This window comes from Gammaproteobacteria bacterium (assembly GCA_024235095.1).
Taxonomy (GTDB): domain Bacteria; phylum Pseudomonadota; class Gammaproteobacteria; order Competibacterales; family Competibacteraceae; genus UBA2383.
Genome location: JACKNC010000001.1, coordinates 2152366 through 2177482, shown reverse-complemented (window position 1 = coordinate 2177482; position 25117 = coordinate 2152366). Strand labels below are relative to the sequence as shown.

General features: G+C 55.8%; 20 protein-coding genes. 5 read left to right on the top strand and 15 right to left on the bottom strand.

Features of this window, described 5'->3' with window-relative positions:
• Window positions 1–139 precede the first annotated feature (139 nt).
• On the top strand, window positions 140–670 hold the full coding sequence (locus H6973_09620; protein ID MCP5125872.1) for a TIGR00645 family protein: 531 nt from the start codon (window positions 140–142) through the stop codon (window positions 668–670).
• On the opposite strand, the gene H6973_09615 is transcribed toward H6973_09620, so the two are convergent.
• From H6973_09615 to H6973_09590, 6 genes are all read right to left on the bottom strand, one after another.
• Entirely contained in the window at window positions 652–1524 is an 873-nt protein-coding gene (locus H6973_09615) for an ATP-binding protein (protein ID MCP5125871.1), read from the bottom strand. The two genes, H6973_09620 and H6973_09615, sit on opposite strands and share 19 nt — an antisense overlap.
• Window positions 1525–1549: 25 nt before the next feature.
• The gene (locus H6973_09610) at window positions 1550–3652 is read right to left on the bottom strand and encodes a carboxy terminal-processing peptidase (GenBank protein ID MCP5125870.1); all 2103 of its coding nucleotides are present in this window, start codon (window positions 3650–3652) and stop codon (window positions 1550–1552) included.
• Between the two features lie 67 nt (window positions 3653–3719).
• Window positions 3720–4568, bottom strand: coding sequence for an NYN domain-containing protein (locus H6973_09605; protein ID MCP5125869.1), 849 nt, complete (start codon window positions 4566–4568; stop codon window positions 3720–3722).
• Window positions 4569–4807: 239 nt separating this feature from the next.
• Complete coding sequence (locus tag H6973_09600) at window positions 4808–5563, bottom strand: slipin family protein (GenBank protein MCP5125868.1); 756 nt, start codon at window positions 5561–5563, stop codon at window positions 4808–4810.
• Window positions 5560–7005 (bottom strand): nodulation protein NfeD, encoded by a 1446-nt coding sequence (locus H6973_09595; GenBank protein MCP5125867.1) that lies wholly within the window; start codon window positions 7003–7005, stop codon window positions 5560–5562. The genes H6973_09600 and H6973_09595 overlap by 4 nt, the downstream gene beginning before the upstream one ends.
• 118 nt (window positions 7006–7123) lie before the next feature.
• The gene (locus tag H6973_09590) at window positions 7124–7909 is read right to left on the bottom strand and encodes a GGDEF domain-containing protein (protein ID MCP5125866.1); all 786 of its coding nucleotides are present in this window, start codon (window positions 7907–7909) and stop codon (window positions 7124–7126) included.
• Here H6973_09590 and H6973_09585 point away from each other — a divergent pair.
• Window positions 7899–8180, top strand: coding sequence for a hypothetical protein (locus tag H6973_09585; protein ID MCP5125865.1), 282 nt, complete (start codon window positions 7899–7901; stop codon window positions 8178–8180). The two genes, H6973_09590 and H6973_09585, sit on opposite strands and share 11 nt — an antisense overlap.
• Before the next feature lie 122 nt (window positions 8181–8302).
• Here the strand turns inward: H6973_09585 and pbpC are convergent, their stop codons facing one another.
• From pbpC to argE, 4 genes are all read right to left on the bottom strand, one after another.
• Window positions 8303–10402 carry a penicillin-binding protein 1C gene (gene pbpC, locus H6973_09580; protein MCP5125864.1) on the bottom strand — a complete coding sequence of 700 codons (2100 nt, stop codon included), beginning with the start codon at window positions 10400–10402 and terminating at the stop codon, window positions 8303–8305.
• Between the two features lie 85 nt (window positions 10403–10487).
• Window positions 10488–14000 (bottom strand): PAS domain-containing protein, encoded by a 3513-nt coding sequence (locus H6973_09575; protein MCP5125863.1) that lies wholly within the window; start codon window positions 13998–14000, stop codon window positions 10488–10490.
• 115 nt (window positions 14001–14115) lie between these two features.
• Window positions 14116–15429: an aminotransferase class I/II-fold pyridoxal phosphate-dependent enzyme gene (locus H6973_09570; protein ID MCP5125862.1), complete on the bottom strand. Its 1314-nt coding sequence runs from the start codon at window positions 15427–15429 to the stop codon at window positions 14116–14118.
• 111 nt (window positions 15430–15540) lie between these two features.
• Window positions 15541–16692, bottom strand: a complete 1152-nt coding sequence (argE, locus tag H6973_09565) for an acetylornithine deacetylase (GenBank protein ID MCP5125861.1) — start codon at window positions 16690–16692, stop codon at window positions 15541–15543.
• Window positions 16693–16995: 303 nt separating this feature from the next.
• Between argE and H6973_09560 the strand changes: the two genes are divergently transcribed.
• Genes H6973_09560 through H6973_09550 form a run of 3 tightly spaced genes read left to right on the top strand, consistent with a single transcriptional unit; the run spans window position 16996 to window position 18914 of the window.
• The gene (locus tag H6973_09560) at window positions 16996–17694 is read left to right on the top strand and encodes an electron transport complex subunit E (GenBank protein ID MCP5125860.1); all 699 of its coding nucleotides are present in this window, start codon (window positions 16996–16998) and stop codon (window positions 17692–17694) included.
• Window positions 17695–17730: 36 nt separating this feature from the next.
• Window positions 17731–18336: a phosphoheptose isomerase gene (locus H6973_09555; GenBank protein ID MCP5125859.1), complete on the top strand. Its 606-nt coding sequence runs from the start codon at window positions 17731–17733 to the stop codon at window positions 18334–18336.
• Window positions 18327–18914: a BON domain-containing protein gene (locus H6973_09550; protein ID MCP5125858.1), complete on the top strand. Its 588-nt coding sequence runs from the start codon at window positions 18327–18329 to the stop codon at window positions 18912–18914. Before H6973_09555 ends, H6973_09550 begins: the two co-directional genes overlap by 10 nt.
• Before the next feature lie 68 nt (window positions 18915–18982).
• Here the strand turns inward: H6973_09550 and lipA are convergent, their stop codons facing one another.
• The 5 genes from lipA to H6973_09525 all read right to left on the bottom strand — a co-directional run bounded on the left by lipA (window position 18983) and on the right by H6973_09525 (window position 25025).
• Window positions 18983–19984 (bottom strand): lipoyl synthase, encoded by a 1002-nt coding sequence (gene lipA, locus H6973_09545; GenBank protein MCP5125857.1) that lies wholly within the window; start codon window positions 19982–19984, stop codon window positions 18983–18985.
• Between the two features lie 31 nt (window positions 19985–20015).
• Complete coding sequence (locus H6973_09540) at window positions 20016–21353, bottom strand: nicotinate phosphoribosyltransferase (protein ID MCP5125856.1); 1338 nt, start codon at window positions 21351–21353, stop codon at window positions 20016–20018.
• A 62-nt stretch (window positions 21354–21415) separates the two neighbouring features.
• Window positions 21416–22036, bottom strand: a complete 621-nt coding sequence (locus tag H6973_09535; GenBank protein ID MCP5125855.1) for a response regulator transcription factor — start codon at window positions 22034–22036, stop codon at window positions 21416–21418.
• Complete coding sequence (locus H6973_09530; protein ID MCP5125854.1) at window positions 22005–23621, bottom strand: PAS domain-containing protein; 1617 nt, start codon at window positions 23619–23621, stop codon at window positions 22005–22007. The genes H6973_09535 and H6973_09530 overlap by 32 nt, the downstream gene beginning before the upstream one ends.
• Window positions 23622–23633: 12 nt before the next feature.
• On the bottom strand, window positions 23634–25025 hold the full coding sequence (locus tag H6973_09525; GenBank protein ID MCP5125853.1) for a hypothetical protein: 1392 nt from the start codon (window positions 25023–25025) through the stop codon (window positions 23634–23636).
• Between the last annotated feature and the right edge of the window lie 92 nt (window positions 25026–25117).

The following is a 25117-nucleotide window of genomic DNA, read 5'->3' as shown; positions in this document are numbered from 1 at the left end:
TAGCCTCTCTGCATGAAAACCAGACAAATTCAGGAGCAACTTTCTGTTTCCGTTCCTGAAACCTGAAACCTGGTGCCTGAACCTCCATCGCAGGAACAATGTATTCAGCACATCCAACATTCAAACATGACTATCGATTATGAAACTCGTTGAAATGCTTCTCGAACGCACCATCCTGCTCAGTCGCTGGCTGCTGGCGCCGCTCTATCTGGCGCTAATCGCCGTACTGGTCCTGTTCACGGTCAAAGCAGTACAGGAGGCGGTGCATTTGTTCCAAATCATCCTGGGCGTCAGCGAAACCGATCTGGTTCTGTCAGTACTAGGGCTGATCGATATGGTGCTGGTCGCCAATCTACTGGTGATGGTCATTCTCAGTAGCTACGAAACGTTCGTTTCCGCGCTGGATACCACCGGTGATCAGGAAAAACCCTCGTGGTTGGGCAAAATTGATGCTGCCACGATCAAAATCAAGCTGTCGGTCGCCATCGTTGCTATTTCCTCCATTCACTTGCTTAAAGCGTTTATGACCGCTCCACATCAGAATGGCGATCAGCTGCTATGGAATAACCATTTGTTCTGGCTGGTGGTCATCCACCTGACCTTTGTCGTGTCGGCGCTGGGAATGGCAGTCGTTGACCGGATAGCCTTCGCTCAGCACCGCTCGCATTGAAGCCCCTGCCGACCCACCCAGTCACGGGCGAATTGCCAGGCGACTCGACCGCTACGCGACCCACGTTGCAAGGCCCAGCGCAGAGCCTCCTGCTGAGCGGCTTCATCCAATCCTGTCGGCCATGCCAGACGCTCCAGCCAGTGGGCGACAATCGTCAGATAGTCGTCCTGACTGAAGGGATGAAATGACAACCATAGCCCAAAACGCTCTGATAGCGAGATTTTTTCCTCCACAGCCTCGCCGTGATGCAACTCACCATCTATCAGGCGAGCATCTTCATTCTCACGCAGGTATTCGGGCAGCAGGTGGCGGCGATTTGACGTCGCGCACAACATGACATTGTCAGGCGCAGCGTTAATGGAGCCGTCCAACATCGCTTTGAGCGCCTTGTAACTGGGATCGTTGGCTTCGAATGACAGATCATCGCAATACAGCAGAAATCGTTCGGGCCGCTCGAATAAGGGTTCGACGATGTCCGGTAAATCCAGCAAATCATGCCGGTCTACCTCGATGAGCCGCAGACCCTGTTCGGCATATTCATTGAGCAGCGCCTTGATCAACGAGGATTTACCCGTACCGCGCGCGCCCCACAGCAAAACATGGTTACAGGGACGTCCGGTCAGGAACTGTCGCGTATTCAAGTCTAACGCCGCTTTTTGACGGTCAATCCGTTGCAGATCGGCCAAGCGCAACCGGTGAGGATGCCGCACCGGTTGCAATCCGCCGCTTTTGGCGAAGCGTCGCCAGCGAAACGCCCGGTATTGCGCCCAGTCTGGAACCGCCAGCGCTGTAGGCAAGAGCGTCTCCCAGCGGGTCAACACGCGACTGAGTTGTTCAGCTAGCGCGATGTCCAGCGTCAGAGTCACTGATTCCACGATGTCAACGACTCATCACCAGTGTGCTCGATCCCTGGTTCGGGCTGTCCAGCAGGATCAGATCAGCAACGATACGGGCACTTTCCTCCAGCGCGACGTCCGGAATCAGACTGTCCTTGCCTTCTGGAATCTCGTCACCTGGTTTGAGCAACGGCAGTTTCTTGAGAGTCCGGTAGCGATTTTCGCGCTCCCGTTGCCAGGCTTCGAGCCGTTCCTGCTCAGTCCGGCGCTGTTTTTCCAGCAACGAAACCGTGGTCTTGTCCCGTTGTTGCCGGGTAAATTCGAGATCGTGCAGGAATGCCTGGTAATCCGGATCGTCAGCGACTCTTCGTTGATGCCGGCGGGCCAGCTCCGGCGCCAGCGTTGCCAGGCGCCGTTCCCCTTCATAACGAGTCGCGGGGATTTCGTCCCAGGGCAAGGCGTTTTTCTGTGCGCTTTCGCCAAGGTCATCGCTGTCCAGTATCGACGGAATAGCGATATCCGGCAGTACGCCACGATGTTGGGTGCTGCCGCCGCTGACCCGATAGAATTTGGCGATGGTGATTTTTAACTGGCCCTGTGGTTCACGGGTCCGGGTGAGCCGGCTCAGGTCCACTAGGGTTTGCACCGTGCCCTTGCCGAAAGTCGGATCGCCAATCACGATGCCGCGCCCATAATCCTGAATGGCGCCGGCAAAGATTTCCGAAGCCGAGGCGCTGGCGTGATCGACCAGCACCGCCAGAGGACCATTATACACCTGGCCTTCGTCCTTATCTTCCTCGACTTCCACGCGGCCACCAGAATTTCTGACCTGAACCACTGGCCCCTCGTCGATGAACAGCCCGGTTAAATCGACTGCTTCCTGCAGCGAGCCACCGCCATTCTCGCGTAAATCCAGCACCAGTCCATCAATTCGGCCTTGCAGTTCTTTTAACAATCGCCGAACATCGCGGGTGGTGCTGCGGTAATCCTTGACGCCCCGTCGAGCCGCTTCAAAATCGCTGTAAAATGCCGGGACGGTAATGACGCCCACTCGCAGCTCACGACCACCGGAGTCCTTGAAGGTTTTGATCTCACTCTTGGCCGCCTGTTTTTCCAGCTTGATGGTGTCACGCACCAGGCGCACCGATTTTTCCGCCGCCGTCGCTCCGGCTTTGCCTGGCAGGATTTTCAGGCGCACCACCGTACCGCGCGGGCCACGGATTTTCTCGACGACATCGTCAAGTCGCCAGCCTACGACATCCACCCACGGATCCTCATCACCCTGGGCAACAGCGACGATCTTGTCGGTAGGGCGAATCTGCTGACTGAGATCCGCTGGACCGCCCGTCACCAGCTCCACAACCGTGACCTGTTCGTCTTCCATGCGTAATACGCAACCAATACCCTCCAGCGACAGACGCATTTGAATGTTGAAGTTCTCGGTGTTGCGCGGCGAAAAGTAAGCGGTATGCGGGTCGAACGCCTGGGCCACTGCATTCATATACCACTGAAAAACATCGTCGCTGGTCGATTGCAGGGCTTGCCGTAGGCGGTTGTCATAGCGCTTGCTCAGCAATTCGCGGGCCTCGGCCTGATCCTTGCCTGACAGGATCAGGGTCAGCATTTCATGCTTCAGCCGCTTGCGCCACAAGTCATCCAGTTCTTCGGACGTCCTGGCCCAAGGCGCATCCTTGCGGTCCAGGTTCAGCGATTCGTCGACATCGAAGCGAAATTCCTGTTTGAGCAGAGACTGAATACGGGCGGTTCGCTCGGTCAGTCGGCGCAGATAGGTATTGAAAATGTCATAGGCCGGATGCAGGTCGCCCTCCTTGACCGCGTCATCCAGAGTCGTGCGATAGGGTTCGAAACGGGCGATATCGCTGGCCAGAAAATAGGAACGGCTGAAATCGAGACTGTCGAGATAGGCGTTCAACACCAGTGACGATAGCGCATCATCCAATGGACTTTGCCGATAATGATGTTGCGACAGCAGGTTAGCGATGGTCCGATCCAGTGAATCCTGACGAGAGGTTGGTGTCAGGGTTTTGACTTGGAAAGTCGGGTTGGCGTCATCCGGTCTGGCGAAGACGCCAGGCGCTTCCAGAGTCAGGATCAGCGACAGTAGCAGGGTCGTCAGGATTTTCAGGCTTGGAAAAGGGTAGTGCATGATGTTTCTCAATAGAGAGAGGCCGTGAACGCAGCGCCGCTCCCGCTCAGAACGGGACGGGATGCACCAGGACAATATCGGTGGCGACCGGTTGCTTACCGTTCGGTTCGGCCAGGGTGAATTCAAAAATATGGTTGCGAGACGGCAACTTCATAACATTGAAGCCATCGGGCAGGCTGGAATCGTGGAAGAACGCCGTTCGATAAGGGGACTCGGAGTCGCGCGAATCGGTTTTCCACAGATACGGGGACAGCTTGACCAAAAAACGCATGAAGCCAAAGCTTTTATTATCGTCATGGTGGTAACAATAACCACGGACTCGGGATCCCATGGCTCCCCAGATCGGCGATAGATAATCATCGCCCCGGGTAGGCAACAGTCCCGGCACCAGATAACCGGAGACAAACATGTCGGATTCTCTGCGCAGTTCCTCGGAAACATTGTCGAAAGCCAGGGTTTCTACCCGACAGCCTTTATTTTGCAAGGCGCGCACCACCTGTACGAAGTCCCCATCGCCGGTGGCCAGCAGCACCCGATCCAGATTCTCCGACTGCAGCAGGACATCGACCGCCATGTCGAGATCGGCGTTCGCCTTTCCGTAACGGTTCCCAGCTTCATCCTGGAACCACTTGACCCGTTTTTCGATGACTTTATAACCCAGTTCACGAAGAGCCGATTGATAAGCACGAGCCTTGTCTCGATAGACCATGTTGGTTTCGGCGCGTTCCTCATCGTAAGAGAGATAGACATTCAAGCGCAGGGGTTCAGCATAATCGCGGCAGGCGAATTCGCGCAGTATGTCGTATTGCATACGCTGGCCGCCGTTACGGGAAATATTGGAGGCGTCTACATAAACACCCACCTTGGCATGGGATTTGAAATCGATAGTAGTCATACTTGTTCTAAAACTCGTTGAATTGCTGGAATGATGTTAGAAAAATAAACTGTATTTTTTCAGAGACAGTTTGGAGCGCGCTTGAATGCCGCTCCTTTTTACAAAGTCTAGCATTTTACCTGTTTTGGCGGCTTTACTGATACAGTTCTTGCCATGACGCATTGATCGATGTTAGTGGGGCGGACGATGAAGGCCAGTCGGCGAAATCGCCCGCTGGCCACAGCCGATGGTCGTTCCGTTTAGCTGTGCTCCATGTCCAGCAATGGTTTGATCAAATCCAGCGGCACTGGAAACACCACGGTCGTGTTGTTATGAACGCCGATATCAGCGAGGGTCTGCAAATAGCGCAATTGCAGGGCTTGGGGTTGCGAGGCGATGATTTGGGCAGCCTGGCGGATGCGTTCAGCCGCCTGAAATTCTCCCTCAGCGTTGATGATCTTGGCGCGTCGCTCTCGTTCAGCTTCCGCCTGGCGGGCAATCGCACGGATCATGCTTTCGTCGATGTCCACATGCTTCACTTCCACATTGGTTACTTTGATGCCCCAGGCATCGGTCTCAGCATCCAGAATCGTCTGAATATCCTGGTTCAGCTTTTCCCGTCCGGCCAGCATTTCGTCTAATTCGTGCTGGCCCAGCACCGAACGCAGCGTGGTTTGCGCCAACTGGCTGGTGGCGGCGAAGTAGTCCTCGACCTGGATAATCGCCCGTTCCGGTTCAATGACCCGAAAGTAAACGACTGCATTGACCTTGACCGACACATTATCGCGAGAAATCACATCCTGACTGGGCACGTCCATGACCACCGTGCGCAGATCGACACGCTTTATTTGCTGAATGACCGGAACCACGATGATCAGTCCAGGTCCCTTGACGGCCTGAAAGCGGCCCAGAAAAAACACCACGCCGCGCTCGTATTCGTAGAGCATTTTGATCGAGGCGAAGACCAACGCCAACAACACCAGCAAGGCAATGATGAACGGATGGAAAAAGATCATGACGGCAGTTCCTCTTTTATGGATGCGGAATCCAGTGGTTGCACGAACAGGGTGAGTCCCTTGCGGCCGACAACCCGCACCCGTTCACCCCGAAGCAAGGGCTGCTGAGCGCAGATTCGCCAGGATTCACTGTGAATCCTGGCCCAGCCAACTTCTTCGTCGGTCACCACACCGATTGCGCCCAGCAATTGCTCCTGGCCACTGACGATGGGACGCTGGCGTTGGCGAAGCATCAAGGTCGCCAGCCCGATCAAGACCACAGCGCTCGCCAGGGCAAAGCCAACGATCAGGCCCAGTGGGACTTCATAACCGGGACCGGTTTCGTCCCATAGCAGCAGCGAGCCAGCGACAAAGGCGACCATGCCCCCCAGGCCGAGTATGCCGAAACTGGGGGCGAACGCTTCAGCGACCATGAAGGTTAATCCCAACAGTAAGAGCGCCAGTCCGGCATAATTGACCGGGAGCACCTGAAACGCGAACAGGGCCAACAGCAGGCAAATTCCTCCCAGTACGCCTGGCGCCACCGCGCCTGGATTGGATAACTCGAAAAATAATCCATAGACGCCAATCAGCATCAACACGTATGCGACCATTGGATGGGCGATCAAGGCCAACAATTGGTTGCGCCAATCGGGTTTAAGAGCTTCGACGGTTAATCCCTGAGTTGCCAGCGAGCGGGTTTCACCTGCGATTGTCACTAAGCGGCCATCGACTTGCATCAATAATTCGGCAACATTGGCGGCAACCGCATCGATCACATTTTGCTGCAAGGCATCCTGGGCGCTGAGACTGGCGCCTTCGGTGACCGCCTGTTCGGCCCATTCGACATTGCGTCCGCGCAACTGCGCCAGAGAACGCAAGTAAGCGCGCGCATCGTTGACCAATTTACGCTCCATGGTGGATCCGGTGGGAGTCAGGGATTTCTCAGCGGGTTGATCGGTTTCGGAAGAGCTGGATTGGTCCTTCGAGGACGCGCTGGAGGGTGGCCTGGACGGTTTACTGGTTTGATCCGAATCGGAGGGCCGTCCTGGCATTGGCAAGCCACCTATTTGCACTGGCGTAGCCGCGCCCAAATTGGTAGCCGGAGCCATGGCGGCGACATGGCAGGCGTAAAGAATGTAAGTACCGGCGCTGGCCGCGCGCGCGCCTTCTGGGGCGACATAGCCGATCACAGGGACCGGTGAAGCTAGAATGGCCTGGATAATATCGCGCATTGAGCTGTCCAGACCGCCGGGCGTGTCAATTTGCAGGATCACAGCGGCGGCTTTGCGTTCCCGCGCCTGCTCCAGACCGCTTAGAATGAAATCGCGACTGGCTGGACCGATGGCGCCCCGTATTTCCAAGAGTAGCGCCTGACTGGAAGATGATGACTGTGGCGTGGGCGCAGCCCCACTCAACCCTGTCCACATTAGCAGTATGATCAGAATCTTGAATGCCCGCATACCGGTTCTCGCCTTGATCGTGAGAGATCAATTTATAGTGTAGACCGTCAGCAGCGATACAAGATTCTGCTTTGTAAGGAGGGCCTCCCTTTCTCCCACGATCACGGAGGGCAATAAGCTAATAAGCTCGGCAACAATTCCGCCCCGCGCTTTTCGCCTGATACAGCGCCTGGTCAGCGCGTTGAAAGACGCTTTGCACGCTATCTCCCGGTTTAAAATTCGACAAACCGCAGGAGATCGTAACGGGAATATTCGCATCTCCATGCTTGAATCCACATTCAGCGATATGCAGCCGAATCTGATCGGCCACCTGCCGGGCGGCTTCAATATCAGCGCCTGGCAACAGCATGGCGAATTCCTCGCCGCCGTAACGAGCCAGGAAATCCGTGCAACGCAACCGCTTGTTTATTTGCTGAGCAACCATGCGGAGAACTTCGTCACCTGCAGCATGACCATAGTGATCGTTGATCTTCTTAAAGTGATCAATATCCCAGATCAAAAATGACAAGGGATTGCCAAAGCGTTTCCAGCGTTGAAATTCCTGCTGAAATTGTTCTTCGTATGCCAAACGGTTGGGAATTCCAGTCAATGGATCTTCCCGGAGACGGGTGCTCTTTTCATGAAGCAGGTGGATGAGACGCTCCTTCTCTTTATTCAGTGCGGCGATCTGATTCTGCAATTCCGCGATCAGCAACTCACTCTGTTTGGCGTGCGCGGATTTATCGATGGATTGTACAGGTTCAGAATGTTTGTCATGGGCTATCTTATGCAGTTTCCGCCGACTGCGTAACCGAAGTTGCGTCGCAGCGACTGAACCGATAACCGCCAGCACGGTTGCGGGAATAGCAAACGGCTCAAGCGTTTGCAGTAACAGCGGTTCCGCTATCGCGCTATTGGCGACCATTGCTGAAGCGCCGCGCCAGACACTGATCAATGCGAATATTTGTGCCGATATCTCAATGAAGCGTATCCACTTTGTGTCCATTGTTTTTAACCCTTCTCAGTCATTCGCTGCTGTCATTGATGATTTATCAACTGGGTTCGATCGACCGCTTTCAGCACATCATGTAGAAGTTCGAGAGCATACTTTTGCGTATCAGTTGCCACCCAAAAAGCCGATCTGGCCTATTGGAGATCGCATACTGAATCTAGGCAAAATAGATGCCATTTATTAAATATAATTAAAAACAATATATTATGGGATATGATGGTTGTCAATATTTTGACTTTTCTTTTGGGGTCTTGAAGGCGGTTCAAGCCGTCAATCCATTGACGCTGCTCGATTCCAAAGGACAAACTACCAATGCCGTGTCGGCATCCGGCTGAGCCATACCTCGGCGCTGGCGGTCTGACCCGACTGGTCCAGTACGGTAATTCGTACTTGTCCTTCGCCATCGGGTAGCCAAAATGTTTCGCGTTGCCAGGGGTCCGCGGGGAGCGGTCGACCGTTCACGAGCCAGCGCAAGGGCCGGATTCCTCCCTTCGCCGCCAGCGGCAATGCAGCCAACGCACCATCCTGATCAGGCAATTCCACCGTCGCGCCGTTTACGGGAAAGGTAATGCTGAGCGGTAAAGCACTGCGCATTTGCAACGCCGGTCGGGTGCGAAAATAGCGCAACCGTTCCGGCAGTTGCATGCGACTCACAACGCGCAATGCCTGATCGGGCGGCGGCAGTGGCGGATTGACAGATTCCGGCAACAGATCGAAGATTCGGAACAGCAGCGGCGCAGCAGTATTACGTCCATAGTGACCGGGACTGGGCGAACCATCCGGCCGCCCGACCCAGACGCCTACGGTGTAGTCCGCATCGAAACCCAAGGCCCAGGCGTCGCGAAAGCCATAGGAAGTACCGGTTTTATGCGCGATCAACCGAGGCCGGGCGGCGCTGGCTAGGGGCGCAATATGTTGTGGAGTCGGCGACCCGCGCAAAATCTCGCTCAGATACCAGCAGGCGGTGGCTGACAGCAGGGGTTGACCCGGACTTTCCGGGTCGTCGGGACCCAGGTGTAACGGTGCGACCACGCCGCCGCTAGCAAAGCTGGCATATAAGGTCACCAGTTTTTCCAGGGTTGCGCCTACTCCACCTAGCGCCAGCGGCAATCCGGGTTGCGGATTGGCTGCGTTCCAGTGCAGCGGCAACCCCACCTCGCGCAGTCGAGCCGCCACTCGCGCCGGTCCCACCTGCTCCAGCACCGCCACCGCCAGGATGTTCAGCGACTGTTGCAGCGCCTCGCGCACAGTCAGTTGACCGGCGTAGGTGTGGCCGAAATTAGTGGGCGCATAATCGCCGAATCGGGTCGGCACGTCTTCAATTAATGTTTCAGGATGAATTAACAAATCATCAAAACCAAGCCCATAAATCAATGGTTTGAGCGTGGAACCTGGCGAGCGGATCGCCTGAGCCAAGTCGACTTGTCCAGCTCGGCGCGTGTCGAAAAAATCGCTGGCGCCGACATAGGCCAGCACTCGCCGGTCGTGATTCGCCACGACCAGCATGGCGATGCTGCTGTGCGATTCCAGGGTGCTGTGTTGTTGACGAACCAGCGTTTCCAGGGTCTGCTGCAAATCGCGGTCGATATAAGTGCGATGCCGGGTCATTCCGGGTTGGGCGGCGTGTAACCGGTCCGCCAGATGGGGGGCCAGAAAGGGCAGGGGATGACGTCGGATCGGTACCGGCTCCTCCCGGGCTTCAGCCGCTTGGCGCGAGGTAAGCATTCCCAGTTGCTCCATGCGCGCCAACACTTTGTCGCGCGCCGCCCGCGCCCGTTCGGGATAGCGGTCCGGGCGCAAGCGTGACGGCGCTTGCGGCAACACCACCAGCAGCGCTGCTTCCGCCGCAGTGAGCCGCGTAGGCTCCTTGCCAAACCAGGCCAGCGCTGCAACGCGCACGCCTTCCAGGTTGCCGCCATAAGGGGCCAGGGTCAGATAAAAGCCGAGAATTTCATCTTTGGTATAACGCCGTTCCAATTGCAGGGCGCGCAGCATTTCGCCAATCTTGCCGATCAAATCGCGTGGGTGCGGCTCCAGCAGGCGAGCGGTCTGCATGGTCAGCGTTGAAGCGCCCGACACGATCCGGCCATGCCATAACCATTGTCCCAGCGCCCGCATTACCGCCAGTGGGTCAACGCCTGAATGGTCCGGAAAACGTTGGTCTTCGTAGGCCATGAGCATTCTGATAAACAGCGGATCGACATCCCCGGGGCGGGCGGGCAGTCGCCAATAGCCTGGCGGGACGGTAAAGATCCGCAACATCCGATCCTGACTATCCAGCACTTGCGCAGAGGTTTGTCTGGCGCGCTCGACAGGCGGCGGCAACCCTTGGTCGAGTAGCGCCAGGGAGCCGCCCAGTAGGACCAGCAGCAGCAATCCACAGCCAGGACGGCGGTAACAATGCAAACGGCTTTGGAAAGAAGAAAGGTAGCTTCCGGGCGTGAACTTATCGAGAAACGGTATGCGATACAATTGTTTCAACCGTTCGATTTCAGGAAGCGTCCACCGTAACCAAACTTTCAAGGATCTTCAGGCTTTCCCGGACGCAATTGCGCCAGGCTTGCAAATCTTCGCTAGCGGTCTCGCTGCTTTGATTCGGCGTTGCGATACGTGAGGTCAACATGCCCAGCACCGGTTGCGCACGATGGGACAATTCCCGCACTATCTGTTCAAGCCGCGCCAGCTTATCTGCAGCTTCTCGGCTCTCAGTGATGTCGTAAAAAAGCGAGCAAATCTGGTTGGGCTGTTTCTGGCTGGATTCAAACAGCGGGATAGCGCTGACCCGCAGCCAGCGCTTTTCACCGGATTGGCGATGCAACCAGCCCATCACCACGCCTTTCATCGGCAAACCCGTGTGTAGGACGATCTGCCACGGATACTGCCCAGCCGGCCACTCCGTTCCATCTTCACGAAGCGCCTGCCAGTCTGGATCAGCGTCCATTTGTCCTGTTATTGGACCGTGCGATAATCCGAGTAGACGCTCGGCAACCGGGTTGGCTGAGATAATATCGCCGTTGGCGCTCTGGTAAATCACCCCTTCCATGATAGCGTTGTGCAGTTGGTGATAGCGATCCTCGCTGGCCTCAATGCGGGCGCTCTCCTGTTTGCGGATGGACAGGTCGAGTGCGGTGAAAGTAGCGCCGTCGTCAGGATTAGCTGGATGCAACGATGAGGCGTTGAGGAGAACGGGAAAAACCGTGCCATCCTTGCGCCGCCAGCGCGTTTCCATTGTACCCACGCTGTGCTTGCGAATCTGTTCGTACAGGTCCTTGCCAACTGCTTCGAACTCTTCGGTCGATGGGTACAGTATGAGAGCGCTTTGTCCGACTAACTCCTCTCGTGAATAACCCAATGTCTGGCAAAGTTGATTATTGACTTCAAGAAGGGTCCGGTTCACGACCCGACTGACCCCAACGGGCGCAGCGCGATAAAGGCTGGCAATCAGAGTCTCACGGTCGGACAGCATATCTTGAACGGTTTTAAGAAAGCCAATGTCAATAAAAGTAAGCACCACGCCAGAAACAGTATTCATGCTAATATGGTACGGCAAAATCCGCATTTGAAACCATTCATTGCTACGAGTGCAAACTTCACGCACCTTTTCCATATTCTGGAGCGCTACTTCCTGTACCAGATCCAGTAGATCCTCATCTGGTAAGTTATGAGTCAGATGCTTGATTGGGCGGCCAATATCGCCATCAAGAATATTAAAAACGCGCCGGATTTCCGGAGTAAAGCGGCGAACGCTCAAGTTTTCGTCAAGGATAAGCGTGGCAATCCGGGTGCTGGCCATCAGATTATCCAGATCATTATTCAATTCAGTCAGTTCTATGATTTTGCTTTGATGTTCGGCATTCACCGTATGCAATTCTTCGTTGACCGATTGCAACTCCTCATTTGTGCTTTGTAATTCCTCATTGCTAGCCAGAAGCTCTTCATTCGTGGCCTGTAATTCTTCATTAGAAGTTTCCAGTTCTTCGATGGTCGCTTGCAGATTTTCCCGTGAAAATTGCAGTTCTTGCTCCAGATCGTGAATCCGTTGTTCAGCCTCCAGATTGACATCGTAGACCGGGGCGCCGCTTAAGGCAGGCTCTTTCGATAAGGCGACTTCTTCAATAAACACCGCTGCTAATGATTCCTGGCCTTTTTTACCGGGCAGAGGCCGAATGTAAACCTGTACCGTTTTTACTTCGTCACGCCAGTGGATGCGGATATTGGTGTATCTCATTTCCTCCCCGGTCTTGAATACTTTTTGCAAGCCGGTTGCCACAGGAATCGCCAGGTCTTTTAAGATGTTCTTGGTAATGTCGTTCGTTTGCCGACCAGAAGGGCGTATAAAGTAACCATCCGAGTTTCCCAGGATGTGTAGCGGCTCCATCTGCTCGTTGACCACCACGACCAGAGGAATATAGTCTTTAGCCAGTAACTGCAGCAGGCGTTCCAATAATCGCTCTTCGTCATTGCTGCGCCATGATCCACTGGCGGGCCGAGAGCGGGTTTGCCAAGGAACGACTTCAGGGACGCCTGAAAAATTGGAATTGCTCATCGGGCGCCGCTTGCCTCTGGCCGTGTAGATCCGGAATTTTTGATTGAGTGGTTCAAAGAAGTCAGCCATATCCCCCGTTGTCTCACTGTTGCCCAAGAGTAATATCCCTTGGGGATTGAGTGAGAAATTTATCAATTCCAATGCCTTGCGCTGCAGCACGGGTTGCAGATAGATCAGTAAATTGCGGCAACTGACCAATTCGATGTTGGTAAAGGGTGGGTCCTTGATCAAATTGTGCTGGGCGAAGACCACCATCTCGCGAATGGAACGGTCAATGCGATAGTGATCTTCCTTGCGATGAAAATACTTGGCGAGTAGTCCTGGCGGCAGGTCAACCGCGATGCTTTCAGGATAAAGGCCGTTGCTAGCGCGCAGGATCGCGTCACGGTCGATATCCGTGGCGAAAATTTTGATATCAATCCGTTTACCCATCTGCTCCAGAATCTCGCGGCCCAAAATGGCAAACGAATATGCCTCTTCACCGGTCGAACAGCCTGCAATCCAGAACCGCGCCTCACGAGTTTGCAGGCGAGCGAACAATTGGGGTAAATGATGGGTTTCAAGATCCTCGAATACTTCGCGATCACGAAAAAAATTGGTTACGCCAATCAATAGCTCGCGATAAAGCGCCATCACTTCGCTGGAGTAACTCTCCATCAATTTTACATAATCGCGCAGATCGTTGACTTGATTGACAGTCATACGCCGCTCAATACGCCGGACCACGGTGCTGGGTTTGTAGAATGCGAAATCCACCCGGGTACGCTCGCGCAACAGCGCGAAAATGCGCGCCATGCCGTCTTCATCTGATAGTAGTATGGGTGGACGATCAGTCTTGCGTGCATAAGGGTGGCGAATAAACGATAGCAAATTAGCCGGCATTTCCTCAGGTGGCAAAATGAAGTCAGCCAAGCCGGTGGCAATGGCGGCGCGCGGCATCCCATCAAACTTGGCGGATTCTTCGCTTTGCACCATGACCATACCGCCGGCTTCCTTAATTGCCCGGATGCCGCGTACGCCATCGCTGCCCGTGCCCGATAGAATGACGCCGATCGCTTTTTCCGCTTGGTCATCCGCCAGCGAATGCAGGAACACGTCGATGGGCAAATTCAGCCCGCGTGAGTGATCCGATTCGCTCAATAGCAGCTTGCCATGAAAGATCGACAGATTCTTTTTCGGGGGAATCAAATAGACCGAGTTTGCTTCGACCAACATCCCTTCCTCAGCACGTCGCACGGTCATCGCAGTGCGCTTGGACAGCAGCTCGACCATCATGCTTTTATAATTGGGCGAGAGATGCTGGATCACAATGAAAGCCATGTTACTGTCGGCAGACATGTGCGTGAAAAACGCCTCTAACGCCTCCAGACCGCCTGCCGAAGCGCCGACCCCTACATAGAAAATCGGCTTTGATTCATCCACAGGCTTCAATTCAGAATCAAGCTCATGATCTTTCATGAAATTATATACTCATATTGGTGAGTCTTTCGCAGCGATAATCATTGACTCCCCTCGCCCGCAGGCGGGAGAGGGGTTGGAGGAGAGGGGTTGGAGGAGAGGGCGGGCGATTGCTTCAAGCCACAGGTTCTTTCAACCATTTGACCATGGCGTCCATCGCATGCACGACATTCGGGCAATACAGTTCCAGAAAACTTTTGTCCAGCTCCTGGTCGATTGGCGTTTGCTGGGCCGCAATCAGCGCGCGTGATCCATCAAAATCCACATAAGCCAGACGCAGCGTAAGTTCTTCGGGTGGGCGGCCAAAGTCAGCGCCCGGCAGCGTCGCTACCCCGGCCTCTTCCAGCAACCGCTCGGACAAAGTGGCGCTGTCATGAATGTTCCGGACGGCTAACCGTTCGCGCACCGGACTGAAATCCGGGAACAGATAGAACGCGCCGACCGGTTCGGAAACCCGGGCGCCGCTGGCTTTAAGCCGCCGCCAGACGTGCCGGCCCAGGTGGCGCAGGATACGGCGTGACTGCGCCAGATACTGCTCGATTTCTATGCCGCCTTCAAAGGCGCGCACTGCGGCGTACTGAATCGGCGCGCTGGTCGCGGTGAAGGTTTCGCTGGCCACCACAGCCATTGCATCCAGCAGCCAGCGCAGGTTGCGAGGAAACGTGAAGGTCCCTAACCGCCAACCGCCCGCGCCACACCATTTGGAAAGCCCGCCGCTGATAATCGTGCCTTCGGGATAGAAACGAGCAATGGAGACGTGTTGACCCCGGAAATGCAATTCACCGTAAATCTCGTCAGAGACCAGGATCACTTTATATTTTTTAGCGACGCGAGCGAGCGCCTTGAGTTCGTCCACGGTGTAAGTATCGCCGGTCGGATTGCCTGGATAATTCAGAATGACGATACGCGGGCGCTGCGGATCATCGCGGCACAGACGGTCCAGTTCTTCGGGCATGAGCCGCCAGTCGTTTTCCGGGTGGGTCGAGGCCCAATGAATCTGCCGACCAATAATTTTTGCCTGTGGCGCGTAGGAAACCCAGCTTGGGGTAGGAATAACCAGATCGCCGTAATAGACCAGTTGCAGAATGAACATCAATTCCTTGGAGCCGGGTCCAATTAATACATCCTCGCCGCTGCGTTCGACGCCATGCAATCGATGATGGTAACCGGCCACGGCTTCGCGCAGGGGCCATAAGCCGCGCACCGCCAGGTAGTCCTTTTGATGGGCGTGGGTGCGCAATTCCTCAACCACAGGTTGCGGTACGGGAAAAGGCGATTGGCCAAGACCAAACCGGTAGATTTTCCGGCCCTCGCGAATCAACTGGGCGCTGCGTTCATTAATAGCCAACGTTGCGGAAGGCTTGAGGCCGCGCACATTCAGATTCAGGTGAACGTCGGGCGCGCTGGATAGATTAGGACGTTTGGACATGGGAGACAGCGCCTGGATCGATGGAGTCAATGAATTCAATGGAGATCAGGGAAATGATAGACCTTTTTCCCATGATTGGCTTAGTGCAAATGGAAACCGGCGAACGTCGGGTCAGCTTAAACAAAACCGGGTCATCAATCCCCGCAAGATTTCCAGCATTGGCTGAATCGTCGCCAGCGGCAAAAACTCATCGGGCTGATGGGCGCAATCCACGCTGCCGGGACCGAGAATCACCGTTTCCATGCCCAGCGCATTCAGATACGGCCCCTCGGTGCCAAAACTGACCACACCGGCTGGCGCGCCGGTCAAGGCTTCGGCTGCCTGCACAATCGCCGCCGTCGCCGGCGTTTCCAGCGCCTCGACTCCCGGAAACAATGGTAGAAAGCTCAGTTTGAGTTGACTGTCGGCTAACCGCTGACCTAGCCGCGCATGCAGTTCCTCGCGTAATCCATCCAGCGTCATACCGGGCAAGGGCCGGATGTCGATATGTAACTCACAGTCGCCGCAAATCCGGTTTGGATTATCGCCACCGTGAATATGGCCCAGATTCAGGGTCGGCACGGCCACCTCGAACAAGGGATTGCGATAACGCGCCTGCAGTTCCGCCCGCCAGCGCAATAATTCGCCGATGACCCCATGCATTCCTTCGAGCGCATTCACGCCCAGCGCCGGATTGCTGGAATGTCCGGAACGGCCTTCCAGGCGAATCGCCTCCATTAAAATGCCCTTATGCATTCGCACCGGTTTCAGTTCAGTCGGTTCGCCGATGACTGCATGCCTTCCCAATGGCTGCCCCGCCGCCGCCAGCGCCTGCGCGCCATGCATGCTGCTTTCCTCATCTGCTGTAGCCAGAATGACTAGCGGTTGAGATAATTCGCGTGTGGCGAACTCCCGCGCTGCTTCAATCGCCAGCGCCAGAAAAGACTTCATATCCGTCGAACCCAGCCCGTAAATTCGTTCATCAGCGATCACGCCGCCGAAGGGATCGAAACGCCAGCGGTCGGCATCAAACGGCACCGTATCGGTGTGTCCGGCCAGCACCAGTCCGCCTGATCCACTGCCGAGCGTTGCAATCAGATTCGCTTTGTCTGGTCGTTCCGGCAACGGCTCAATCCGGATAGCAAACCCGAGGTCCTCCAGCCAGCCAGCCAGCAGGTCAATGACCGGCCGGTTGCTTTGGTCGAACTGCGGCGACACGCTGCTGACTGAAGGGACAGCAATCAGCTGTCGAATGTGTTCTACAAGGTGGGATGAAGGGGGCATGATGATTATTACGTTGGGCAGACCCCGACTCTGTCCGGGGATGTTTGTTTTTTTAATATTTTTATATTCATATACTTATCCTGAGTCTTGTATTAAATTGGCATACAATTTCGCCTCGACTTGCTTTCTAAAAAAATGTAAATAATATCGAGTCTAACATGATTCCCTGACAACTACGCTGGATCCGCAGTCTTTCCTGGTCGTCTTTGCGCGCTTATGACCCTGCGCACTCAATTCATGCCCCGGTTGTGGATGATCTTTGCTCGACGAGGCATCAACAAACTTACTCTTATAGGCACACCCATGAATGAAACCGGCTATCTAAAGATTCTCAAAGAAGGCGTATGGACCCAAAACACCGGATTCGTGGCGCTATTGGGTTTATGTCCATTGCTGGCAGTGTCGAATTCAGTGGTCAACGGACTGGGGCTTGGGTTAGCGACGCTGCTGGTATTGCTTATTTCCAACATTGCAGTGTCGCTGATCCGCAATCTGATCCGCCCTGAGGTGCGAATCCCCGTGTTTGTGCTGGTGATCGCCTGCGTGGTGACTGCGGTGGAATTAGCAATGCACGCTTTCCTGCCGGGGCTGTACACGGTGTTGGGTATTTTTATTCCGTTGATCGTCACCAATTGTTGCGTGATCGGTCGCGCCGAGGCGTTTGCTTTTAAGCACAAAGTTGCTAAATCGGCGATGGATGGCGTTGCCACCGGACTAGGCTTCATGCTGGCGTTGACGTTGCTGGGGGCGTTGCGCGAAGCGGTGGGACAGGGAACATTGTTCAGTCAGGCGGATCTCCTGTTCGGCGAATTTGGCCGGGGATTGACGCTGCATCTGATGAACGATTATCGCGGTTTCCTGTTAGCGATTCTGCCGCCGGGAGCGTTTATTGGCCTGGGTTGTCTGATTGCGCTGAAGAATGTTATTGATTCGCGCGGCCAGCGTCGCACCGCTGCTCGACCGACAACGGTGCTTACCGAAGCCAAGCCATTGCAGACATGAAGTGGACCGATAAAGAGTTTAGAATTGGATCATGGTATGGAACTGCTTACCCGTATTGAACAACATTTCACCGCCAGTCTTGAAGCCAAGCAGCGCACCCTGGAAGCGATGGGGTCGCGCATCGTTCTGGCCGCTGAGCGCTTGGCGGAGGGCCTGCGCCAGGGGCATAAGATACTGGCTTGCGGCAATGGCGGTTCTGCCGCCGACGCCCAGCATTTTGCCGCCGAACTGGTTAACCGGTTTGAAATGGAGCGCCCAGGGTTGGCAGCCATTGCCCTGACCACGGACAGCTCAGCTTTGACCTCCATTGCCAATGATTACGCCTTCGAGCAGGTATTCGCCCGGCAGGTGCGCGCTCTGGGCCGCCCTGGCGATCTGCTGTTAGCGATTTCCACCAGTGGCCATTCGAATAATATCTTGGCGGCGATGACTGCGGCGCGGGAGCTGGGGATGATCACCGTGACGTTGACGGGGCGCGATGGCGGATTCATAGCGAGTCAACTGGGTGAACACGACCTGGAAATCCGGGCCAGCGCCCTGGCGACGGCGCGCATTCAGGAAGTGCATATCTTGACGATCCACTGCCTGTGCGATCTGATAGACCAAATACTGTTCGGCGACAAAGGACAGGTATGCGTATGAAGTGGTTTCAACTCATCAGCGTGGTGCTGCTGGCGCTGTCCCTGAACGGTTGCGCGGGCCTGCTGGTTGGCGGCACAGCAATGGCGGTCAGTGTAGCGCATGATCGACGAACTACCGGCATGGTGGTTGATGATCAGACTATCGAATTCAAGTTGTATGACGCACTTAACAAAAAATTACCGCAGGGTAATCGCATCAGCGTCACCAGCTACAACGGAACCGTACTCCTGACTGGTGAAGTCGTGTCCGAAACGACGCGATGGCAGGCCGAAAACATTGCGCGCCATCTTGGCAAACCGCTGGTGCGAATGGTGCATAACGAACTGGTCGTTGGGTCGCCTATTTCCCTTTCCGTGCAGAGTAACGATGCCTTGTTGACCACAAAGGTCAAGACCGCGCTATTTCAAATCAGTCATATTCCCGGTTTCGATCCGACGCGGGTCAAAGTGGTGACCAGCCAGGGCGTGGTCTATTTAATGGGGCTGGTGCGAACGAACGAGGCGGACGCCGCCGCCGATGTCGCCAGCCAGATTGGCGAAGTGCGGCAGGTTGTGACGTTGTTTGAACTGATTGACTAAAAGTCGACTCGGATCCAGCGCTGAAGGCCATTTCTACATTGGATTTCCTTATCCGGATATGAACGGTTTTACGCCACCCCGGCGCCCATGGCCTGTAAATCGGCGTGATAGGAGGAACGCACCAGCGGCGCGGAGGCGACATGGGTAAAGCCCATCGCCTCGCCCTCCACGCGCAACTGCTCAAACTCCTCGGGCGGCGCATAGCGGACGACTGGCAAATGATGCACGCTGGGTTGCAGATACTGACCGAGCGTTAACATCTCTACATCATGAGCGCGCAAATCGCGCATAACCTCGCGGATTTCCTCCAGGGTTTCCCCCAGCCCCAGCATCAGCCCCGATTTGGTCGGGATACCGGGATGGCGCGCCTTGAAGCGTTGAAGCAATTCCAGTGAGAACCGGTAATCCGCGCCAGGTCGGGCTTGTCGGTACAAGCGCGGCGCGGTTTCCAGATTGTGGTTGAATACATCCGGCGGCTCCCGCTCCAGAATGTCCAAAGCCACCTCCATCCGTCCCCGGAAATCAGGCGTTAATGCTTCGATGACGATGCCGGGTTGCGCCGTGCGCACCGCGCGAATGCAGTCAGCAAAATGCTGTGCGCCGCCATCGCGCAGGTCGTCCCGATCCACCGAGGTAATCACCACATATTTCAAACCCATCGCCGCCACAGTGCATGCCAGATTCGCCGGTTCCTCGGAATCGAGCGGATTGGGCCGGCCATGGCCAACGTCGCAGAAGGGGCAGCGGCGGGTGCAAATAGCGCCCATGATCATGAACGTCGCCGTACCGTGGCCAAAACATTCCCCGAGATTCGGGCAACTGGCCTCCTCGCAGACCGTGTGCAGGTGATGGTCGCGCAGGATTTGCTTCAAGCGCTGTACTTCCGGCGTACCAGGGAACGGCGCGCGAATCCAGGCCGGTTTGCGGGCGCGTTGCTTCGGATCCGTGGGCGCAACCTTGATCGGAATACGCGCCACCTTTTCCGCACCACGCAATTTCTCACCGGCTAGGTGGGGAGTAGATTGCGCAGCGTTCGTAGCGGACTTATCAATAACCGTTGGTTCGAGCATAGTCGTTTCCTTAAAGGGTGCATGTAGGCGCTTAATGTGTCTGCCGATCCAGTTGCGCCGTCAATTCCTGCAATTCCGGAGCGATATCCACCGGATAAACAGCTTCGGTCTGATTGGAGCCCAGGGCTTCTGGCAACGCCGCCAGTTGCCTTTGAACCCGTTCCCGGATTCTGGCGGACGGTTCCGGCGGCTCCAACCGCTTACCTTCGCGCATCACCGGACGTAGCAGCGGTTCGCCTGACTGGGGGGCATTCTCTAACCCCAGACAGTCGCTAACCAGAATTCCGTTCTTATCCGTTCGTCGATAGATCTGTTTGCGACCCGGCCAGGTCGCCTTGCCTTCGGAACGTTTGCGCCGGGGCTTATCCGCATACTCTTGCAGTTTGTAGACCATATCCAGCGTCGGCGCATCGGTGGACGCATCTAGCCGGGTGCCGATTCCATAACCATCGTAGGGCGCGCCACCCTCCTTCAACTCGGCTAGTCGATACTCATCGAGATCGCCGCTGCCAAACAGAGTAACCTCTTTAAGATCGCCTTCGTCAAGAATGCGCCGCACCTGCCGGGCGTGTTCAGCCAGATCACCACTGTCAATGCGCACGCTCTTGATCTGAATGCCGCGCTCGGCGAAGCGCGGCGCCATTTCCAACAGCTTGCGGGCGGCGGCTTCGGTGTTGTAAGTGTCGATCAGCAACACCACATTGCCTGGTTGCGCAGCGGCGAAATGCTCGAATGCGTCTTCTTCCCGGTCGTGAGCTTCCACCAACGAATGGGCCATGGTGCCGAAGATCGGGATGCCAAAGCGCATCCCGGCTACTACGGTCGCTGTACCGGCAAAGCCCGCCAGCCAGCTCGCGCGAGCGGCTAACAACGCTGCTTCCGCGCCGTGCGCACGCCGCATGCCGAAGTCCACCAGCAGTTTGCCCGGCGCCGCCAGTACGCAACGAGCGGCCTTGGTGGCAACCAGCGTCTGAAATTGCATCAGGTTGATCAGTCGGCTTTCCACCAGTTGCGCCTGGGGCAAGGGCGCGGTAACCCGCAGAATCGGTTCATTCGGGAAAAACACCGTTCCCTCCGGCAGGGCATGCACCTCCCCGGTGAAACGGAAATTTTCCAGGGAAGCCACGAACTGGGGGGTAAAACGGCCGCAACCGGCCAGCCAGTCCAATTCTTCTGCGGTAAAGCGCAAGGTTTCCAGGTAATCCAGTGCCTGTTCCAGCCCGATGGCCAGTAGGAAGCTACGGCAGTCCGGCAACCGGCGAACGAACAGATCGAAAACCGCTGTTTCCTGCATGCGTTCGGCATGGTAGGTCTGGAGCATGGTGAGCTGATACAAGTCGGTCAGCAGCGCGCTTTGAGTGATGGGCATAGCGTAATTCCGGTCGAAGTGGCGAACAAAAAGACAATGCTATTTTTATAGCTCATAAGTCGTTACTCCGGATTCTCGCCATTACTCAGCGCCCGCAACCGGATCAAATCCGACAGCGATTCGGCCTCCAGTTTCTTCATGACCCGCTTGCGATGGATCTCCACGGTGGAAATGCTGATATCCAGCTCGGCGGCAATCACTTTGTTGTATTGGCCGGCCACCACTCGCTCTAGCACTTCCCGCTCCCGTGGCGACAGCAGGGCCATTCGCGCCGCCGCTTCGTCACGCTGCGCCTGTCGGCAACGCTCTTGGGCGTCGAATGCCAGTGCGTCATGAACCCGCCCCAATAGCGTTTCCGCCTGAAATGGTTTTTCCACGAAGTCAAAAGCGCCGGCCTTCATGGCTCGAATCGCCATCGGCACATCGCCGTGGCCAGTGATGAAGATAATCGGAACTTGCTGATTCCTCGCGCGCAGATGCTTTTGCAAGTCCAGACCGCTCATACCGGGCATTCGCACATCCAGCAACAGGCAACCGGGCCGCTGAATCGCGTCGGACTCCAGAAAGTCGACGGCGTTGGCAAAGGTTTCCACGGCTAGTCCATGGGCGCGCAACAGCAATCCCACGGCATCGCGAATGGCCTGGTCATCGTCAATAAGAAAAACGGTCGGCGTTGGGTTCATGTCTGGCGTGCAAAGGATAAGCCGTCACTGGAATCGGCAAGGTAAAGTGGAAGGAAACACCACGATCAGGATTGGGCGTTGCCCAAAGTTGTCCGCCCTGGGTTTCGATGATCGAGCGGCTGACTGATAGCCCCAGGCCCATACCACCAGGTTTGGTGGTAAAAAACGGTTGAAACAAGCGATCAACAGTTTCCTCGCTGAAGCCATGACCGGTGTCGCGGATCGTCACCAGCGCCGCGTTTGAATTGAGTACGCTGGTTTGAATCATCAACTCATGCGGTTCATGATCCGGTTTCTGCATGGCCTCAATAGCGTTGCGCATCAGGTACAGCACCACCAATTGAATTTGTAAATCATCCGCCAGCACGGCAGGCAACGATTCCGCCAGCTCCAGTTTCAGATTCAGCCTGGCTTGGCGCAATTCCAGTTGTGCATAACTAATGACTGCATGAATCAGCGCGTTGAGGTCAAGTGCGGTCTGGTCAACCGTGTGGCGTCGCACCACTTCCCGTAGGTGGCGAATAATCTCGCCGGCGCGCAGACCCTGATTGACGACTTCCTCAAGGGTGCTGGTGACTTCGCGGGGATCGGTTTTATCCTGCCGCAACAGGGTCAGACATGCCTGAGTATAGGCAACGATGGCCGCGAGTGGCTGGTTCAGGTTATGGGCCAGATTGGACGCCAGCTCCACCGCCAGGCTGAGCCGCGAGGTTCGTGCCAATTCGATCTGTTGCCGGCGCAATTGGTCGTCCGCCAGTCTACGGGTGGTAATATCTTCCGCCAGGCCAGCGACGCGATAGATATAGCCGTTCTCATCGCGCACTGGAAAACCGCGATCCCACACCCAGCGCACCGCGCCATCTGGCCGCACCACTCGATATTCTTCGTCGAAATAGCCCCACTGAACCTTGGCGATATGCGCTGCCTGGATACGCGGCCGGTCATCGGAATGAACGGCTTCCAACCAGTCGAAAGGCCGTTCGTGAAGGTTGGCGATGGATCGCCCCCAGATTTCTTCGTAGGCCGGACTGATATACAAAAGGCGTTCTTCGGCAATGCCATAGACCCAAAATACCTCTCGAACATGTTCGGCCAACTGACGAAATCGCTCTTCACTGTCGCGCAGAGCAATCTCGACCTGGACACGGGCAGCGATTTGCCGCTCCAAGGCATGGTTGATCGCCTGCAATTCCGCCGTGCGTTCCTCGACCCGGTTTTCCAGTTCATCGCGCGCGCTACGCAAGCGCTCCTCAGTATATTCATGCATACGGCGGGCACGCTGCGCCTGGCGGGCATGGGCCAGCAGCAACCCATACAGCAGACCACCGCTGATGACGACGCCTGCTGCATTTTTCACCAGATTGGTCCACGATGCGGGAGCGTCGCCCCACCCGAGGGCGAAGAGCAGATGATCCGTCGTCAGCCAGAGCAGACCCAGGATGATATAGAGCAGACTAAGAACAGCTGGGGAATCGTAGCGACGCAGACTTTCGAGCCAGCGGCGGGGCATCCGGTTAATGAGCCATCGTTCATAACTTTCCTCTACCGACCGGAGCAGGGTGGAAAGCGAGGGCCGAAAATCCAAGACTTGACCTCGCTATCCCGTTTCGATGGACAGGTTGGCGGGCGCATTTTCTGAACGGTCCATTTTGCTCGCCACCGGCAAGGTGAAGTGGAAAGTCACTCCAGGACCAGAATTAGCGGTCACCCACAATCGACCGCCATGGGCTTCGATGATCGTTTGGCTGATTGGCAGACCCAGCCCAAGGCCATAGGGTTTGGTGGTGAAAAAGGGATGCAACAACTGACTGGCAATCCCTGGCTCCAGACCGGGACCGGTGTCCTGAACCGTGATTTCTACTACTTTTTGGTCGAGATGGGCGGCGAGAACGATCCTGCCAACGCTCTCGCTACTGCTCATGGCGTCAATGGCGTTGCGCACCAGATTGAGAATCACCTGCTGGATCTGTAGCGCGTCGGCCAGCACCGGCGGCAAGGTCGATGGGGCGTCATAACGAATGCGAATGGTATGGCGCTCGGCTTCGAGATTAAGGAAATCGGCGATTTCATCCAGCAGGTCATGGATGCGCACTGGAGCGTACTGAAGTTTGTCGCAACGGGCAAAATGGCGAATCCGCTGGATGATGGCGCTGGCCCGGGCGCTTTGGGCAGCGATTTTCTCCAGTGTCTCACGCAACTTATCCGCGTTGCTCTCACAATCGCGCAGTTGCGCCAAACCGGCTTCGGTATAGAGGGTAATGGCGGTTATCGGCTGGTTGATTTCATGAACCAACCCGGAGGCCATTTCGCCCAGCGTGTTGAGACGCGAGGCATGGGCCAACAGAGTTTGCTGTCGTTGTAAAACCAGGGCCATACGCGCCTGTCGCCGGTCATGCTGTTCCACTGCCTCCCTGGCTTCGGCGCAAGACTGAAACAATGCCTTGTTTTTCAAGCTCAGTTGCAGTGATTGCGCCAGGGTTTGATGGTGACAACGCGCCAACCTCACCGCCAGCAACAGATATAGCAGGCCCGCAAGTCCCAGGACGATGTGGGTCGGATCGCCTTGCCATAACAACCAGAGAATCGGCGGCAGGGACAGCGGTAGGGCCTGGGCAAGATAGACCTTCAATACCGGGGTCAGCGCTAATAACCCACTGATCAGAATACTGCCCAGCGCTAGAACGATCAGTAGGTCATACATCAGAGAAGTCGGGTGGTTCAACAGCGTCACGGTACTCCCCCAACCCAGCCCACTGGCCAGACAAGCCCAGGCGTAGCGATTGATCCAGCGCGTTGCGTCCCTCTCCTCTGGATGGACGCGGCGCTGGAAAACGAAAATCAACGCCAGACGAATCACTACGGTCGCTTCAATAAAAGCGAGCCAAATCAATAGTATTTTTTGGGGAACCGTGTTCCAAACCATCAACGCCAGTGCAGGCGCAATCAGTAAACCGGCGATGGCGTCCAGTGGAAATTGGGTGTAGAGCAACCGCGCTTGCTGGGCAAAACCTCCCTCCCCCAGTGAGAGAGGGGTTGAGGGAGAGAGCGTTTTTAGCTCGCCAGCCGCTGTACAAAAATGCA

Excerpts from the sequence above, each read along its gene's own strand:
- H6973_09620 (MCP5125872.1), top strand. The coding sequence starts at position 140 with ATGAAACTCGTTGAAATGCTTCTCGAACGCACCATCCTGCTCAGTCGC.
- H6973_09605 (MCP5125869.1), bottom strand. The coding sequence starts at position 4,568 with ATGACTACTATCGATTTCAAATCCCATGCCAAGGTGGGTGTTTATGTA.
- H6973_09600 (MCP5125868.1), bottom strand. The coding sequence starts at position 5,563 with ATGATCTTTTTCCATCCGTTCATCATTGCCTTGCTGGTGTTGTTGGCG.
- H6973_09595 (MCP5125867.1), bottom strand. The coding sequence starts at position 7,005 with ATGCGGGCATTCAAGATTCTGATCATACTGCTAATGTGGACAGGGTTG.
- H6973_09590 (MCP5125866.1), bottom strand. The coding sequence starts at position 7,909 with ATGGTCGCCAATAGCGCGATAGCGGAACCGCTGTTACTGCAAACGCTT.
- H6973_09575 (MCP5125863.1), bottom strand. The coding sequence starts at position 14,000 with ATGAAAGATCATGAGCTTGATTCTGAATTGAAGCCTGTGGATGAATCA.
- H6973_09570 (MCP5125862.1), bottom strand. The coding sequence starts at position 15,429 with ATGTCCAAACGTCCTAATCTATCCAGCGCGCCCGACGTTCACCTGAAT.
- argE (MCP5125861.1), bottom strand. The coding sequence starts at position 16,692 with ATGCCCCCTTCATCCCACCTTGTAGAACACATTCGACAGCTGATTGCT.
- H6973_09560 (MCP5125860.1), top strand. The coding sequence starts at position 16,996 with ATGAATGAAACCGGCTATCTAAAGATTCTCAAAGAAGGCGTATGGACC.
- H6973_09555 (MCP5125859.1), top strand. The coding sequence starts at position 17,731 with ATGGAACTGCTTACCCGTATTGAACAACATTTCACCGCCAGTCTTGAA.
- H6973_09550 (MCP5125858.1), top strand. The coding sequence starts at position 18,327 with ATGCGTATGAAGTGGTTTCAACTCATCAGCGTGGTGCTGCTGGCGCTG.
- lipA (MCP5125857.1), bottom strand. The coding sequence starts at position 19,984 with ATGCTCGAACCAACGGTTATTGATAAGTCCGCTACGAACGCTGCGCAA.
- H6973_09540 (MCP5125856.1), bottom strand. The coding sequence starts at position 21,353 with ATGCCCATCACTCAAAGCGCGCTGCTGACCGACTTGTATCAGCTCACC.
- H6973_09535 (MCP5125855.1), bottom strand. The coding sequence starts at position 22,036 with ATGAACCCAACGCCGACCGTTTTTCTTATTGACGATGACCAGGCCATT.